This window comes from Actinobacillus minor NM305, from assembly GCF_000175195.1.
In the GTDB taxonomy this organism is placed as follows: Bacteria; Pseudomonadota; Gammaproteobacteria; order Enterobacterales; family Pasteurellaceae; genus Haemophilus_A; species Haemophilus_A minor.
Genome location: NZ_ACQL01000099.1, coordinates 22,478 through 38,619 on the forward strand (window position 1 = coordinate 22,478; position 16,142 = coordinate 38,619).

Consider the following 16,142-nt stretch of genomic DNA (forward strand, 5'->3'; position numbering starts at 1 on the left):
TTTTACGGTAATCTCATATTTAAAGGATAACTTATGCCAAACCAACATCTTCTTACTGCCCAAGGGGAGCGTATTGCTATTGTATCCGGCTTACGTACGCCCTTTGCTCGCCGCGATACAGGCTTTAAAGATGCTTATGCAACCAGTTTAGGAACAATGGTTACGAATGAATTATTAAGCCGTTTAGCCATTGATCGCAAAGAAATTGAGCAACTTGTTTTTGGGCAAGTTATCCAACAACCCGATATTCCAAACCCTGCACGCGAAATTGCATTAGCACTGAATATGCCCTATTTACAATCATATAGTATCAGTAGCTCTTGCTTATCAGGCTTACAAGCCATTGCCAATGTTGCCGGTAGCATTATTAGCGGCTCGATTTCCAGCGGTATTGCCGGTGGAGCAGACTCTATTTCAAATGCACCGATTAGCATTAGCCCTCGTGTTATCTATAAATTTAAATCGATCTTTAAAGCGGAAACTTTAGATGAAAAATTCCGCCGTTTTCGCAATTTTTCGTGGAGCGATTTCAAACCTCACGGTGTCAATTTAAAGGATTTTACAACGCAACTCTCTGTGGCTGAAATCTCGGAACAAATGGCTCAAGATCATCAAATCAGCCGTGCGGAACAAGATGAATTTGCCCGTTACTCCAACGAAAAAGCCGCTAATGCATGGAAATTAGGGGTATTTAAAGATGAAGTTATGCAATCTGTTCCTCGTCCATACACGGATTTTGTGGTTGCCGATACACTCATCAATGCGGCAACTAAACCACAATACTACCAACGCTTTAACCCGATTGTGAATAAGCCTTACGCCACCGTAACAGAAGCCAATATTCCGCAACCGATGGACGGAGCCGCCGCTGTTCTGTTAATGAATGAAAGTAAAGCTAAAAATTTAGGACTAGAGGTATTAGGTTATATCCGTAGCTATGCGATTACCGGTAATGATATTTGGCAAAATATGTTTTCAGGTGCGACGGTTGCCAGTGCTTCTGCATTAACACGAGCCGGCTTAACGCTTCAAGATATGGATTACATTGATATTCATGAAACCTCCGCAAGCCAAATGATTATGAATATTCGTTTATTTGAATCAGATGAATTTGCAAAAAATCAACTCAATCGTACCGCTTGTTTGGGCAAAATTGATATGGAAAAACTCAACCATTTAGGCGGTTCTATTGCCTTTGGCAACCCTCGAGCGGTAACCAGTTTAAGAACGGTAATTCAATCTCTCCATGCTCTCAAGCGTAAGGGGGGAGGAATTTCATTAGTGGCTTCAAGCGGTTTAGGCGGCTTAGGAGCGGCAATGGTTTTAGAAAGTGAATAATGGCAGGATAAATCTATGACAGAACAAATTGAATTAACCTTAAATCCGGAAAATACGGCTTTTCACGTGGAAATTGATCAGAACCGTATCGCCGTTGTTCATATTCTTACCCAAGATAGCGATGCAAACTGGCTGCCTGAAACTTTTGTCGAAGAGCTAAGAAGCGTTATCGGTAAAGTCATTTATCAGCAAGCTCGTGCGGTATTATTTATTTCTGCCCGTAAGCAAAACTTTATTCAAGGTTTTAAACCGAGTATTTTGGCAGAAAAAAATGAAGCGTTACTCAAACAATTTTCGCAAGAAGCGCAAGCCATTATGCGAGAGCTAAATACCCTAAAAGTGCCGGTTGTGGCTGCCATTGATGGCAACTGTTTTAGCGTAGGATTAGAACTGGCTTTAGCTTGTGATTACCGTATTGCTTCAGATGAAATCTATACACAATTTGCACTGCCACAAATTCGTTCGGGCATTTTGCCTTTTGCCGGTGGAACACAACGTTTACCTCGCTTAATTGGATTAGTCCCGGCCACGGAACTCTTACTCTCAGGCGATAAAGTCAATGTCGAACAAGCCTTAAAATTAGGGCTTATTGATATGGCTGTACCTGCCAACAGACTCTTCCAAGTGGCTTACCAACTATTACTTGATAACCAAGTGCAAAAAATCGATCCAAAACGACCGCTTACGCCATTAAAAAAATGGCGTAAACAGCTTGAAGGAAATCAATACTATCGTAATAAAGTGTTAGATCGTCTCGAAAATCGTGCTTGGCAACGTACTTTCGGTAATTATCCAGCCGTTCAAGAACTGATTGAATTGCTTAAAGAGCCTCACTTTAGAGCCGGTTTACATTTAGAACAGCAATTACTGGCTAAACTTTTTCAAACAGAAACCTCTAGAGTGCTGATTGATTTAAAACGCACCGAACGTGCCATGAAAGATAAATATGCCATTCGAGGCAATGTGCAAGATATTTCGCAAGTGAGTATTCTTGGTTCAGGCTACATGGGAGCAGGCATCGCTTATCTAACCGCAAATTATGCTCAGGTGCCGGTGCGTATAAAAGATATTCACCCTTCTGAAATTCAGAAGGCGCTACGCACCTGTTTTGAATTGATGCAAAAAGAAGCTGAACATAAGAAAATTTCCTCCGGTGTGATGATTCAAAGAATGAATTTGATTACAGGTGGCGAGCGATTAGTGGCAGCAAAATCGACAGATTTTGTCATTGAAGCAGTTTATGAAGATCTCAAACTCAAGCAAAGAATGTTGCAAGAAAGTGAAAATTACTATAACGATCATGCTATTTTCGCGACAAATACCTCTACGTTATCGATTAAAGAAATTGCAAGTGTTGCGCAACGTCCACAAAATGTTATCGGCTTTCACTATTTTAGTCCGGTGACAACTCAACCCATGGTCGAAATTATCCCTCACGAGGGAACATGTGAGCATACGATTGCCACGGCGATTCACTTTGCCATTCAACAAGGCAAAGTACCTCTTTTAGTTTCAGATACTCGGGGCTTTTTCATTAACCGCATTTTAACGCCATTACTGCTTGAAGCGATTGAATGTTTAATTGATGGGGAATCCATTGAATTTATCGACCGCTCGTTACAAGAATTTGGCTTTAAATTGGGACCTCTTGCCATCATTGATGAAATGGGGCTAGACGTATTAGTTAAATCTAACCCAACTTTAGTTGAGGCTTTTGGTGAGCGCTTCGTGATGCCTCAGGCGGTCAATTTATTGATCCGCAATGAGCGCAAAGGCTGTAAAAATAAGCGAGGCTTTTATCTCTATAATACGCAAGGCGAACGTGTACAAGAAGATAAAAGTATTTATCACGTTATGGAAACGATTGCCCAAAACGATTTGGAAGCGGAAGAAATTGCTCGCCGTTGTATCTTGCGAATGATTAACGAAGCCGCTTGGTGCTTACAAGAAAACGTGATTCAATCCGCCGAAGAAGGGAATGTTGCCTCGGTATTAGGCGCTCACTTCCCACAATTTAGAGGGGGGATTTACGCTTATATAGAAAAAATCGGTGCCAAAGAGATTGTTCGCCAACTTCAATTACACGAAACACGCTATGGAAAACGCTTCAAACCTTGTGATTGGCTAGTTCAGAAGGCGGAATAGTTCGCTTTTACAAGCGGTTTAATTTTTATTAGAATATGCAAATTTTTAACTTAAAGGACTTTTAAATAAAATGAAAAAATCTAGCATTGCTCTTTCTGTTATTGGGCTATTAGGCGTTGTTACCGTTGGTGGTAGTTATTTTTCGGGGAAAATCGCAGAAGAAAAATTTAATGAATATATTGCCAAAAGTAATCAATATTATCAAAAACATAGTTTTGGTGATTTTAGTGCTGAAATTAAAGATGTGAAATTTGAACGCCATTGGTTTAGTTCTGATGTATCTTATACGTTAGATCTTAAAATTGGCGAATCTAAAATTCCACTTAAATCTAATGACAAACTTTATCATGGTCCATTCCCGATGAATCGTGTCATGCAGGGTAAATTCTCACCTTTGGCAGCCAGCTTAGAAAGTAATATTAACACGCCAACAGAATTAAAAGAGTGGGTTGCTACCCCTCTGTTAGGTACCGCTCGCACAGATATTGGCTATGATGAAAGTTATAGCGGTGTGGCAACACTCAATCCAATCAAAGGTCAATATCCAGAGGGCTCTTTTAAACTTGAACTTGATAAAACGGTAATTAAGTTTGATACCGATAAGAACTTTAACGGCTCAATGTCTTATCAAATACCTGTAATTAAATATACTATTAATGAGACAAATGGCATTATTGACGGCGCTGATTTCCAAGCGGAATTTAAACGAGATGAAGCTTATCGTTTTTTAAGTAACGGCAAATTTGATGCAAAAATTAAGTCTATCAAAATTTCTGAGCCGGAAAATAATGATGTAATTCTTGAGAATTTCCAATCTAAAGGGACACAAAATATTAAAGATGGTCGCTATATTTCTCAAAGTATCACTAATACGGATATCAAATTCGCGCATTTAGAAAAATCTGCTTCACTCGGTAAATTTACCTTCGACTCCGATATGGATATTGATGCGAAATCTTATGATGAAGTTATGAATGCTGCTATTTATAAACCTGAGGCAAGCGCACAGCTTGAACAAGTTGTTGAACAATTATTGGCAAAACAGCCAAAATTAAATATCAAAGCACTTAATTTAGAAAACAATAAAGGGAAAAATCACTTATCTTTAGCAGTTAATTTAACAAAATTACCTTCTGAAGATGAAAATAAATCACTTAAAGATATGTTAAGTGTCTTTAAACAATCTGCATTAAATCTTGTGATCAACATTCCTGCTGCAGAAGAAATGATGAAACAATTTGCAACGCTTGAGCCAGCAACAAATGAGCAAGATTCATCATCTGCAATAAAAGCAGCAATGGAAGAAATTAAAGGACAAGCAGTACAAAGTGGTTTATTTAGTGTTTCAGACCAAGAAATAAAATCGAACATTACTATTGATAACGGCGAAGTTAAATTAAATGGTCGCCCTGTTTCTGAAGAAGAGCTTCAAATGGCATTTTTTGTCATTGCTATGGGGCTAGGTGGTTTGTTAGGTAATTAAAATATCTTACTTTATTATATTGGGCGTAGTCATACGCCCATTTCCCCCATAAAAACCTATCCAACTCTTTTCTATTTTTCAATTTATACAAAACACTAACCATACCTAACAATTTAAAGTAAAATACGCCGTTTTATTTTATTTAATAAGTGTGTGTTTTTATGATTAGTGTATTTGATATGTTTAAGGTGGGAATTGGGCCATCAAGTTCCCATACTGTAGGGCCTATGAAAGCGGCAAAATTATTTATTGACGAGCTGATTTCTAGCAAATTATTAGCTAAAACAGACCGCTTGCAAGCCCATATTTATGGTTCTCTTTCTCTTACTGGGCGTGGGCATAGCACTGATATTGCTGTGATAATGGGATTGATGGGCTATTTACCTGATAATGTCGATATTGAAAAAATTGACGGTACTATTGCCCAATTAAAACAAGATCACAAATTGCGACTGGCTGCGGCAACATCTGAACATTCAAAAGAAATCCATTTCGATTTTTATCAAGATATGCCATTCCATTACGATTTCTTACCTAAGCACGAAAATGGAATGACATTAAAAGCCTTTGCCGGCGAAACTCTGCTCTTAGAAAAAACCTATTATTCTATCGGAGGCGGATTTATCGTTGATGATGAGCACTTTGGGCATACCGAAAACAATGCTATCCAAGTGCCTTTCCCTTATAAGTATGCCGAAGATTTGCTCAAACATTGTAAAGAACAAGGGTTACCTCTTTCGAGTTTAATGTGGAGAAATGAGTTAGCTTTGCGTTCAAAAGAAGAAATTTCCACTTATTTAGCGTTAATTTGGCAAACAATGGAAGCCTGTATTCAACGAGGTTTACATACCGAAGGTCTACTCCCCGGCTCATTAAAAGTTGTCCGCCGCGCGGCTTCATTACGCCGTACATTAGAAGCAAACAGTAAATTTAACAACGATCCGATGCAAATTATTGATTGGGTTAATATGTTCGCCTTAGCGGTAAATGAAGAAAATGCGGCTGGCGGACGTGTTGTTACCGCACCAACTAATGGGGCTTGTGGTATTGTGCCGGCGGTATTGGCTTATTATCAACAATTCATTGCGCCATTAAATCAAGAAACCATTGAGCGTTATTTATTAACGACAAGCGCTATTGGCTCGCTCTATAAAATGAATGCTTCAATTTCGGGGGCAGAAGTAGGTTGCCAAGGGGAAGTTGGTGTCGCTTGTTCAATGGCGGCGGCTGGCTTAACAGAAATTATGGGGGGAACGCCCGATCAAGTTTGTATTGCTGCGGAAATTGCTATGGAACACAATTTAGGATTAACTTGCGACCCTGTTGGTGGACAAGTTCAAGTGCCTTGCATTGAGCGTAATGCGATTGCATCTGTTAAAGCCATTAACGCAAGCCGTATGGCATTACGTTTGACAACACAACCTCGAGTAACACTCGATAAAGTGATTGAAACAATGTATGAAACAGGCAAAGATATGAATGCAAAATATCGTGAAACATCAACCGGAGGATTAGCAATTAAGATTTTGCCTTGTGATTAACCTAGCTTTTGTAGCAAGTTGAATAAAATTTGCGTAAGGGCGAGGTTTATCCTCGCTCATAAACAATTGATATTCGGGCGGGGATAAACCCCGCTCGCTATTATGGCATGTATGCGTAAACTGCTAACCATTATGAATGCGCTGGTTAAACGCAATGAAAAATGGGATGCTACACGCTACTTATCCACAGAGGCTGTGGGTTAAAATTGAATAACTTTTTTGTGTGTGAACACAGTTACTACAAAAACATTAAATGTTTGTGCAAATGCTACATAATACAGTATTTATGCTCTAGCTAAATAGATTATTTGCTTTTTCTTTAAAAATTTTATAGACTTCGTCTCATTAGTCGGGGTGCCATTTGGCTGAGATAATACCCGTTGAACCTGATTCAGTTAATACTGCCGTAGGAAACTAAATATGCAAAATTTACACAATACCCTATTCTCATTCCACTATTTTATCTCAAATCAATAATTCTATTTTTAGAAGAATATTGAGCTTTGGGGTAAATTACACCTTTATTTCCACACGTAAACACAGTCCTTTTGTGTTCTATGTTTATCATTATTCTTCTAATTTGATGATTTCACTAACCATTAAAGAGAATAACGATGATGTCTATTTATCTAAATAAAATTCGCCAACAAAAGCCTCTTATTCATAATATGACAAATTTTGTCGTAGCAAATTATTGCGCAAATGGCTTGCTTGCTCTGGGAGCATCTCCCTTTATGTCAAATAATATTGAGGAAGTTGCCGAAATTCAGTGCATAAGCCAAGCATTAGTAATTAATATTGGAACAATTACGGAGCAAACTCTACAAGCAATGCGGATAGCGGGAATCCATGCAAACAAAATGGGAATGCCTGTGGTATTAGATCCTGTAGGAGTCGGTGCAACAACTTATCGTAAAAACGCCGTTCAGCAATTACTTTCTGAAATAAAATTTGCAGCTATAAAAGGTAATATTGCAGAACTAGCTACCATTGCCGGAATGAAATGGCAAAGTAAAGGTGTTGATGCAGGTATAGGAGAAGGTAATGCGATAACCATAGCCCAAAATGTTGCACAACATCATCACTGCATTGCAATTATTAGTGGAGAGATAGATACCATTAGCAATGGTACTAAAGTAGTAACCTTACATAACGGCACAAAGATGTTTCCTAATATTACCGGTTCAGGCTGTTTATTAGGCTCAGTTTGTGCTGCCTTTCTCGCAGTGTCTTCTCCCGATGATTATTTTCAAGCTGCGATTGAAGCTTGTTCAACTTATGCTATCGCAGGAGAAAATGCTGCCCAACAGTTATCTGAAACTCAATATGGTAATTTTCTTACCAATCTATTAAATGAATTAGCCAGTATTACCCCGGAACAAGTTAAACAGAGAGGAAAAATTTATGAAATGTAATACCCCCCAAGCACTAACAATTGCAGGATCTGATTCAGGTGGTGGCGCTGGAATTCAAGCAGATTTAAAAACTTTTCAGATGCGCCATGTTTTTGGCACCTCTGTTATCACAGCCGTTACTGCACAAAATACTTTAGGTGTTTTTGATATTCACTATATACCTATTCCCACAATTGAAGCTCAATTGAAAGCAATCTCTGAAGATTTCAATATTCAAGCATTTAAAGTTGGAATGTTAGGCACAGAAGAAATTATTAAATCTATCTCTTCTTGCTTGAAGAAATACCATTTAGGGACATTTGTTTTAGATCCCGTTATGATTGCAAAAGGAGGCTCGCCATTATTACAACAAAATGCAATTAATGCTTTAAAACAAGATTTAATTCCTCTTGCAGATATTATTACCCCCAATATACCAGAAGCTGAGGCGCTTACAGGTGTTAAAATTGTTGATGATGTGACTTTAAAACAAGCTGCTATTGCTTTACAGAAATTAGGAGTAAAGACAGTCATTATTAAAGGAGGACATCAAGATCATTCTCAAAGCCATCTGTGTCGAGATTGGATCTTTATGGATAACTCTCATTTCATTTTAGAAACACCCCGTATTCATACATCTCAAACTCATGGAACAGGCTGTACTTTTTCTGCTTGCATTGTAGCTGAATTAGCAAAAGGTCAAACAATACTTAATGCAATTAAAACGGCAAAAGTCTTTATTACTGATGCAATTCAATATCCACTGAATATAGGTCAAGGGTACGGCCCCACAAATCACTGGGCATATAAGGATTAAATAAGATGAATGACATAGAAAAATATCTTAGATTGTATTTTATCGCCGGCAGTCAAGATTATCGACATTTAGCAGGGGATCCAGCTCAGCAACTATTAAATTCTCTCGAACAAGCATTAGCAAATGGTATTACCTGTTTTCAATTTAGGGATAAAGGCGTATTTTCACTTGAAAAATCACCTCAAGAACAAAAAAAGTTAGCGTTAAAATGCCGAGATTTATGCCGCCACTACCAAGTTCCTTTTATTATAAATGACAATTTAGCATTAGCTTTAGCAATAAACGCTGATGGCATACATTTAGGACAAACAGATTTAGATATTAAGCTCGCTCAGGAAAAAATCTCAAAACCGTTTATATTAGGATTATCGATAAACAACCTTGAGCAAGCATTAAAAAGCCAATCTTTAGAAAAAGTTGATTATTTAGGCGTTGGTCCTATTTTCCCGACATCCTCTAAAGATGATGCAGCGCCAGCAGTAGGGATAGGCTTAATTCATCAATTAAATAAGCATAATATCACTAAACCTCTTGTCGCCATTGGGGGGATTACCGAACAAAATATATCGTTATTAACCCAATGTAAAATAGCAGGTATTGCTGTGATTTCTGCGATTATTCAATCAAAAAATATGCTTCAAACAATTAAATCTTTAACCATTATATAAATTGATATAACGCAATCACTAACGGCATTGTGATGACACAAAGCAATGTCGTGACACCATAAATAGCACTTGCCTTTTGGGCATTTTGTCCATAAACCACCGCCATTTGCGTAACCGTTGCCGCTGAAGGGCTTATTGTCGCAAGAAAACTAATCATCGCAATAATTTCCCCATTTTTCTCAATCCAGTGAGGAAAATCCAGCCATTTGATAATTAACAATAAAATCAATGGGATTAAGATTAAACGTAAAAAAGCGACTAAATATATCCGCTTGTTTGTCATAATTTGCTTAATCGGCATTGAGGCAATCAACATGCCTGCCACAAACATTGCCATTGGTCCAATCATAACTGCAAGGGAGGCAAGCGTACCAGAAATCACTGAGGGGAGTTTAATCTGAAAAGCAAAAAGAAATATCCCTAAAATAATTGCCAAAATATTAATATTAAAAATAATATTTTTGAGCGAAACATTTGCTTTTCCACAAAGAAGTATTCTTAAATGTGACCAAAATAATAAATTCTGAATAACAATAAATCCTGTTGAATAAATTACTCATTCAGCCCCAAATAATGAGGCAACAATAGGAATAATTAAATTACCTGAATTTGAGTAAATAGACGCAGCGTGTTCTAAATTATCCAATTTAAAAATAGGTGTAATTATTTTACCAATTAAAATTAATAAACCACTTAATAAAATTGCCATTACAAATGAAAGAGAAAGTCCCTTGATGATTTCAGGCGAATAGTCAATTTGAAAAGCTGTAATTAAGGTAGCTGGGCTAATGATATAAAGCCCAATAATAGAAAGCGGATAACTTTCTTCCGATTTTAACAAGTTAAATTTAACGAGTGCATAACCTAATAATACAATCAATGTTAGTTGTGTTATTTTATTGGCGAGTAGTAATGCAATATCCATGTCAATCTCCTAACATTAACCGTCTTTTTCCAGAATAAATCGTACCTTTTCCTTTTCGGGTAAAACCAATGAGCGTAAAGTCATTTTCTATTGCCATTTTTGCCGCCATTTCAGTGGTAGCTGAAATCGCACAAAGCATTTCAACACCTAGTGCTAAACATTTCTGCACCATCTCAAAACTTGCCCGACTGGTTACAAACACAAAACCTATCGGTTCATTATTTTTTGCATACCACCCGAGTAATTTATCTAATGCAACATGTCGCCCAACATCTTCTCTAATCGCTAACAAATGTCCTTCCGGCGAGAAAAATGCGGCTGCATGGCTTGCGCCAGTCTCTTGTGCTAATTGTTGTTTTTCTTCTAATTGCTCTAAACAGCGATCAAATAATAATGGATTAACCTTTTGTAAGCGGTCTGATTTTTTGCTTAATTTACTACTTTGTTTAACTTGCTCTAACTGCTCTACACCACAAATGCCACACCCTGTTCTACCCGCCATTGAACGGCGTTTTTCTTTTAATTCCACAAAACGGCGTGTTGCAATTTCCAGTTGAATTTCAATGCCATCACATTGCTCTAGAATATCTATACCGTAAATTTCAGATTTATGTTGTACAATGCCCTCCGCCAATGAAAAACCGATGGCAAACTCTTCAAGTTCATTTGGTGTACACATCATTACCGTATGGGAAATACCGTTATAAACTAAAGCAACGGCTATTTCACTAATCAATTTATCCTTGCAATCAACCGTGTTTAATTGTTGATTATTTATACGTAAACGAGTAGCATTTATTTCAGTATAACTATTCATTTTTTCCTTCTTACATTTATACAAATAAAAATTATTCTCAATAAGTTATTTATTAAAAATATCATTTTAGATATAAATCAATAATGCATTAGATTTATTAAATTTACTAATATTGAGGTATGGCTTATTATATATAAAGGTAAATAATAACCTAACTTTGAAAATTATGACAAAAATGTCATATTTATACTAAGGTTAATTTTACAGTTTTTAAGGTCGTATTGGCAAAATTCATTGCTGATATATTTTCATAGGAGTGATTTATGCAGGTCTCTAGACGTAAGTTTTTTAAGATCTGTGCAGGTGGTATGGCAGGGACTTCCGCTGCAATGCTCGGTTTTGCTCCGGCAACGGCTCTCGCTGCTGCCCGTGAGTATAAGCTATTGCGTGCAAAAGAAACCCGCCAATCCTGTACATATTGTGCAGTAGGCTGCGGTATGTTGATGTATAGCCTCGGAGATGGTGCGATGAATTCACGTGGTAAATTATTCCACGTTGAAGGTGACCCAGACCATCCGGTAAGCCGTGGGGCATTATGTCCTAAAGGTGCAGGGGTTTTAGATTATGTAAACAGTCCAAACCGTTTACAATACCCTGAATACCGTGCACCGGGTTCTGACAAATGGGAACGCATTAGTTGGCATGATGCTATTCATAAAGTGGCTAAATTATTAAAAGAAGACCGTGATGCAAACTGGGAATCAATCAATGCCGAAGGCACCCCAGTAAACCGTTGGACAACAACTGGATTCTTAACGGCTTCTGCAGCAAGCAACGAAACAGCACTGATTACCCAAAAATTTGGTCGTGCATTCGGGATGCTTGTATTAGATAACCAAGCGAGTACCTGACACGGTCCTACGGTAGCAAGTCTTGCTCCTAGTTTCGGTCGCGGTGCGATGACCAATCATTGGGTTGATATCAAAAATGCAGATGTGGTTGTAGTGATGGGCGGTAATGCCGCTGAAGCTCACCCTGTCGGCTTCCGTTGGGCTATTGAAGCGAAAAAACAAAACGGTGCGAAGTTAATGGTGGTAGATCCACGTTTTAACCGTACGGCTTCTGTGGCTGATTTCTATTCGCCTATTCGTTCGGGTACAGACATTACCCTTTTATTAGGTGTCATTAAATACCTATTGGATAACGATAAAATCCAACACGAATACGTGAAACACTATACGAATGCAAGTTTCTTAATTAACGAAAAATTTGGCTTTGAAGATGGTCTATTCACAGGCTACGATGCAACTAAACGTACCTATGATAAATCAACTTGGTCTTATCAATTAGATGAGAACAGGCAGCCAAAACGTGATTTAACCTTGCAAGATCCACGTTGTGTTATCAATTTACTGAAAAAACACGTTGAACGTTATACACCGGAAATGGTTGAGCGTATCTGTGGTACGAAGCAAAAAGCATTCTTAGAATTTGCTGAGACCATTGCTTCAACAGCAACACCTGAAAGAACAACAACGTTCTTATATGCATTAGGTTGGACACAACACACTGTCGGCGCACAAAATATCCGTACAATGGCAATGATCCAGTTACTATTAGGTAATATTGGTATGCCGGGCGGTGGTGTAAACGCATTACGTGGACACTCTAACGTTCAAGGTACAACAGATATGGGATTATTCCCATCTATGTTACCGGGATATATTCCACTCCCAATTGAAACAGATACTTCTTTAGAAGCATTTTTAAACCGTATTACACCAAAAACAATGGTTGAAGGTCAGGTAAACTACTGGCAAAACACCCCTAAATTTATGGTGAGTATGTTAAAAGCTTTCTATGGTGAAAATGCAACGAAAGAAAATGAATTCGGTTTCCATAATCTTCCTAAACAATACAAGAAGAAAATGGATCATATGCAATTCATTGATTTAATGGATCAAGGCAAAATCAATGGTTATATCTGCCAAGGTTATAACCCATTAGCGTCTTATCCGGATAAAAACAAAATCTCAAGTGCATTACGTAAATTAAAATTCCTTGTTATTTGCGATCCACTTGTAACAGATACATCTGAATTCTGGAAAAATCACGGCGAATTTAACGATGTAAATCCTGCTGAAATCCAAACTGAGGTTATTCGTTTACCAACCATCTGTTTCGCGGAAGAAGATGGCTCAATTGCTAACTCAGGTCGTTGGTTACAATGGCACTGGAAAGCGGCAGAACCACCAAAAGAAGCAAAACCGGATGTCGATATTCTTTCAGAAATTCGTGAAGTAATGCTTGAAATGTATCATAAAGAAGGCGGTCCTTCGATTGATACCATTGAAGCAATGACTTGGAATTACGCTAACCCATTAGAACCAAAAGCAGATGAAATTGCGAAAGAAAATAATGGTTATGCGTTAGAAGATCTCTATGATGCAAGCGGTAATTTAATTGCGAAAAAAGGCGAATTGCTATCGAGCTTCGCTCAACTTCGTGATGATGGTACAACGTCATCAGCAATTTGGATTTATACCGGTCAATGGACACCAAAAGGTAACCAAATGGCAAACCGTGATAACTCAGATCCATCAGGCTTAGGTAATACGTTAGGTTGGGCATTTGCTTGGCCAGCAAACCGCCGTATTATTTATAACCGTGCATCCGCAGATTTATCAGGTAAACCTTGGAACCCTAAACGTCAGATTGTGAAATGGAATGGTAAAAACTGGAACTATATTGATGTGGCAGACTACGGTACTGCACCGCCAAATAGCAATGTAACGCCATTTATTATGCAACCTGAAGGGGTTAGCCGTCTATTTGCTTTAGATAAACTCGTTGATGGTCCGTTCCCTGAACATTACGAGCCGATTGAAACGCCAATTGGTACAAACCCACTTCACCCGAATGTGGTCTCTAACCCGGTTGCTCGTATTTTAGAGAATGATAAAGAGCGTTTCGCCAAAGATGCAAGTGAGTTCCCTTATGTTGGTACAACTTACCGCTTAACAGAACATTTCCACTTCTGGACGAAACAAGCTGAACTCAATATGATTGCTCAACCAGAGCCATTTGTTGAGATTAGTGAAGATCTTGCCAAAGAAAAAGGCATTACTAACGGCGATACCGTTAAAGTAAGCTCTAAACGTGGCTTTATTAAAGCGAAAGCAGTGGTTACAAAACGTATGAGAACGTTAGAAGCAGATGGTAAGAAAATTCATACCGTTGGTATTCCAATCCATGGTGGTTTTGCAACCGTAGGTAAAAAATCCTACTTAGCAAATACCTTAACGGGTCGAGTGGGTGATGCAAATACCCAAACACCGGAATACAAAACGTTCCTTGTAAACATTGAGAAAAGTACGGAGGCACTATAATGTCAGCAGTTCAAGATCAAAACATTATTAAAATCTCCGCAACTTCAGGCGTAACCCCTCCACCACATGCACGTAATCACGTGGTGGAAGTGGCTAAACTCATCGATGTTTCAGCTTGTATTGGTTGTAAAGCATGTCAAGTTGGCTGCTCAGAATGGAATGATATTCGTGCGCCACAAGAAGATTGTGTGGGAGCGTATGACAATCCTCGTGATCTGAATGCCAAACAATGGACGGTCATGAAATTCAATGAAGTAGAAGAAAATGACCGTTTAGAATGGCTTATTCGTAAAGATGGTTGTATGCACTGTGCAGAGCCGGGCTGTTTAAAAGCTTGCCCGGCACCGGGAGCCATTATCCAATATGCTAATGGTATCGTGGACTTCCAATCCGATAAATGTATTGGATGCGGTTATTGTATTGCTGGTTGCCCATTCAACATTCCTCGTATGAATGATGAAGATAACCGAGTGTACAAATGTACGCTTTGTGTGGATCGTGTCAATGTCGGTCAAGAGCCGGCTTGTGTGAAAACCTGCCCAACAGGCGCAATCCGTTTTGGTTCAAAAGAAGAAATGCTACATTATGGTGAGCAACGTGTTAAAGATCTTAAATCACGTGGTTACCCGAATGCTGGTGTTTATAACCCTGAAGGTGTTGGTGGTACACACGTTATGTATGTATTGCATCATGCAGATAAACCTGAACTCTATTCAGGTTTACCGAAAGATCCAAGCATCGACATTACCGTTGAGCTTTGGAAAGACGTGTTGAAACCAGTTGCTGCCGTTGCAATGGGTGGTTTAGCTTTAGCTGAAATTGCTCACTATGTAACAGTTGGACCAAACATCGAAGAAGATGTTGAAGATCATCATGAACACGCTGAAGGAGGAAAACATGAGTAAGAAAATTGAAATTTCTAACGATACAAAAATCGTTCGTCATAAACCGCTTGCTCGTGTAAGTCACTGGTTCTTAGTGATTGCTTTCTTTATGACGATGTTTACAGGGGTTGCCTTCTTCTTCCCTGATTTTGCATGGTTACATGAAATTTTAGGTACGCCACAATTAGCACGAGCAATCCACCCTATTACGGGGATTGTGATGTTTATTGCTTTTATTATCATGGCATTCATTTACTGGCATCATAACATTCCAGAAAAAAATGACATCAAATGGGCAATGAACGTTACCGAAGTGCTAAAAGGTAATGAACATGCCGTAGCCTATAACGGTAAATATAACTTTGGTCAAAAAATGTTATTCTGGACATTAATTTTGGCAATGTTTACCTTATTGATTACCGGTATCATCATGTGGAGAAAGTACTTCTCAGATAACTTCTCCATTACGACATTACGCATTGCTATCTTGCTTCACTCTGCAAGTGCATTTGCACTCTTTACCGGCATTCTTGTACACATGTACATGGCATTCTGGGTAAAAGGTTCTATTCGTGGTATGGTTGAAGGTTGGGTAACCGTCCGTTGGGCGAAAAAACACCACCCTAAATGGTATAACGAAGAAGTAAAACCGGAACTTGAAAAAGAACTAGCAAAACAGGCTGAACAGAATAAATAAGTAACCGTTTAGCTTTAAGATAAGTGCGGTATTCTTGCCGCACTTTATTTTTATCGAACATCTCTTCCTAAGCTCTTTTTCGGTATTATGTAGCACTTGCACAA

General features: G+C 38.4%; 11 protein-coding genes, 1 pseudogene and 1 riboswitch. Of the genes and pseudogenes, 10 read left to right on the forward strand and 2 right to left on the reverse strand.

Annotated features, from left to right (window positions below; all coding sequences use genetic code 11):
* Window positions 1-33: 33 nt before the first annotated feature.
* The 7 genes from AM305_RS06840 (at window position 34) to thiE (ending at window position 9,386) form a co-directional block, all read left to right on the forward strand.
* On the forward strand, window positions 34-1,338 hold the full coding sequence (locus AM305_RS06840) for an acetyl-CoA C-acyltransferase (RefSeq protein ID WP_005824375.1): 1,305 nt from the start codon (window positions 34-36) through the stop codon (window positions 1,336-1,338).
* 15 nt (window positions 1,339-1,353) lie between these two features.
* Window positions 1,354-3,483, forward strand: a complete 2,130-nt coding sequence (locus AM305_RS06845; RefSeq protein ID WP_005824377.1) for a 3-hydroxyacyl-CoA dehydrogenase NAD-binding domain-containing protein — start codon at window positions 1,354-1,356, stop codon at window positions 3,481-3,483.
* Window positions 3,484-3,553: 70 nt separating this feature from the next.
* Window positions 3,554-4,966 carry a YdgA family protein gene (locus AM305_RS06850; RefSeq protein ID WP_005824379.1) on the forward strand — a complete coding sequence of 471 codons (1,413 nt, stop codon included), beginning with the start codon at window positions 3,554-3,556 and terminating at the stop codon, window positions 4,964-4,966.
* Window positions 4,967-5,127: 161 nt separating this feature from the next.
* The gene (locus AM305_RS06855; protein ID WP_005824381.1) at window positions 5,128-6,507 is read left to right on the forward strand and encodes an L-serine ammonia-lyase; all 1,380 of its coding nucleotides are present in this window, start codon (window positions 5,128-5,130) and stop codon (window positions 6,505-6,507) included.
* 340 nt (window positions 6,508-6,847) lie between these two features.
* Window positions 6,848-6,937: riboswitch (TPP riboswitch) on the forward strand.
* A 184-nt stretch (window positions 6,938-7,121) separates the two neighbouring features.
* The gene (gene thiM, locus AM305_RS06860) at window positions 7,122-7,922 is read left to right on the forward strand and encodes a hydroxyethylthiazole kinase (protein WP_005824383.1); all 801 of its coding nucleotides are present in this window, start codon (window positions 7,122-7,124) and stop codon (window positions 7,920-7,922) included.
* A complete protein-coding gene (thiD, locus tag AM305_RS06865; RefSeq protein WP_005824385.1) occupies window positions 7,912-8,718 on the forward strand; it encodes a bifunctional hydroxymethylpyrimidine kinase/phosphomethylpyrimidine kinase in 807 nt (268 codons plus the stop codon). Before thiM ends, thiD begins: the two co-directional genes overlap by 11 nt.
* Before the next feature lie 5 nt (window positions 8,719-8,723).
* On the forward strand, window positions 8,724-9,386 hold the full coding sequence (gene thiE / locus AM305_RS06870) for a thiamine phosphate synthase (protein ID WP_005824387.1): 663 nt from the start codon (window positions 8,724-8,726) through the stop codon (window positions 9,384-9,386).
* On the opposite strand, the pseudogene AM305_RS06875 reads toward thiE, so the two are convergent.
* Window positions 9,379-10,311, reverse strand: a pseudogene (locus tag AM305_RS06875) (AEC family transporter). The gene thiE and the pseudogene AM305_RS06875 sit on opposite strands and share 8 nt — an antisense overlap.
* 1 nt (window position 10,312) lies before the next feature.
* Window positions 10,313-11,128 carry a formate dehydrogenase accessory sulfurtransferase FdhD gene (gene fdhD, locus AM305_RS06880; protein WP_005824389.1) on the reverse strand — a complete coding sequence of 272 codons (816 nt, stop codon included), beginning with the start codon at window positions 11,126-11,128 and terminating at the stop codon, window positions 10,313-10,315.
* Between the two features lie 263 nt (window positions 11,129-11,391).
* Here fdhD and fdnG point away from each other — a divergent pair, with 263 nt between their 5' ends.
* Genes fdnG through AM305_RS06900 form a run of 3 tightly spaced genes read left to right on the forward strand, consistent with a single transcriptional unit; the run spans window position 11,392 to window position 16,038 of the window.
* Window positions 11,392-14,457, forward strand: coding sequence for a formate dehydrogenase-N subunit alpha (gene fdnG / locus AM305_RS06890; RefSeq protein WP_150084938.1), 3,066 nt, complete (start codon window positions 11,392-11,394; stop codon window positions 14,455-14,457).
* The gene (gene fdxH / locus AM305_RS06895) at window positions 14,457-15,362 is read left to right on the forward strand and encodes a formate dehydrogenase subunit beta (protein ID WP_005824395.1); all 906 of its coding nucleotides are present in this window, start codon (window positions 14,457-14,459) and stop codon (window positions 15,360-15,362) included. Before fdnG ends, fdxH begins: the two co-directional genes overlap by 1 nt.
* Complete coding sequence (locus AM305_RS06900; protein WP_005824397.1) at window positions 15,355-16,038, forward strand: formate dehydrogenase subunit gamma; 684 nt, start codon at window positions 15,355-15,357, stop codon at window positions 16,036-16,038. The genes fdxH and AM305_RS06900 overlap by 8 nt, the downstream gene beginning before the upstream one ends.
* The last annotated feature ends 104 nt before the right edge of the window (window positions 16,039-16,142 follow it).

What these genes read in the sequence shown, in the direction of transcription:
- AM305_RS06845 (WP_005824377.1), top strand. Translation starts at nt 1,354, where the DNA reads ATGACAGAACAAATTGAATTAACCTTAAATCCGGAAAATACGGCTTTT.
- fdhD (WP_005824389.1), bottom strand. Translation starts at nt 11,128, where the DNA reads ATGAATAGTTATACTGAAATAAATGCTACTCGTTTACGTATAAATAAT.
- AM305_RS06855 (WP_005824381.1), top strand. Translation starts at nt 5,128, where the DNA reads ATGATTAGTGTATTTGATATGTTTAAGGTGGGAATTGGGCCATCAAGT.
- AM305_RS06840 (WP_005824375.1), top strand. Translation starts at nt 34, where the DNA reads ATGCCAAACCAACATCTTCTTACTGCCCAAGGGGAGCGTATTGCTATT.
- thiD (WP_005824385.1), top strand. Translation starts at nt 7,912, where the DNA reads ATGAAATGTAATACCCCCCAAGCACTAACAATTGCAGGATCTGATTCA.
- fdxH (WP_005824395.1), top strand. Translation starts at nt 14,457, where the DNA reads ATGTCAGCAGTTCAAGATCAAAACATTATTAAAATCTCCGCAACTTCA.
- thiM (WP_005824383.1), top strand. Translation starts at nt 7,122, where the DNA reads ATGATGTCTATTTATCTAAATAAAATTCGCCAACAAAAGCCTCTTATT.
- thiE (WP_005824387.1), top strand. Translation starts at nt 8,724, where the DNA reads ATGAATGACATAGAAAAATATCTTAGATTGTATTTTATCGCCGGCAGT.
- AM305_RS06900 (WP_005824397.1), top strand. Translation starts at nt 15,355, where the DNA reads ATGAGTAAGAAAATTGAAATTTCTAACGATACAAAAATCGTTCGTCAT.
- AM305_RS06850 (WP_005824379.1), top strand. Translation starts at nt 3,554, where the DNA reads ATGAAAAAATCTAGCATTGCTCTTTCTGTTATTGGGCTATTAGGCGTT.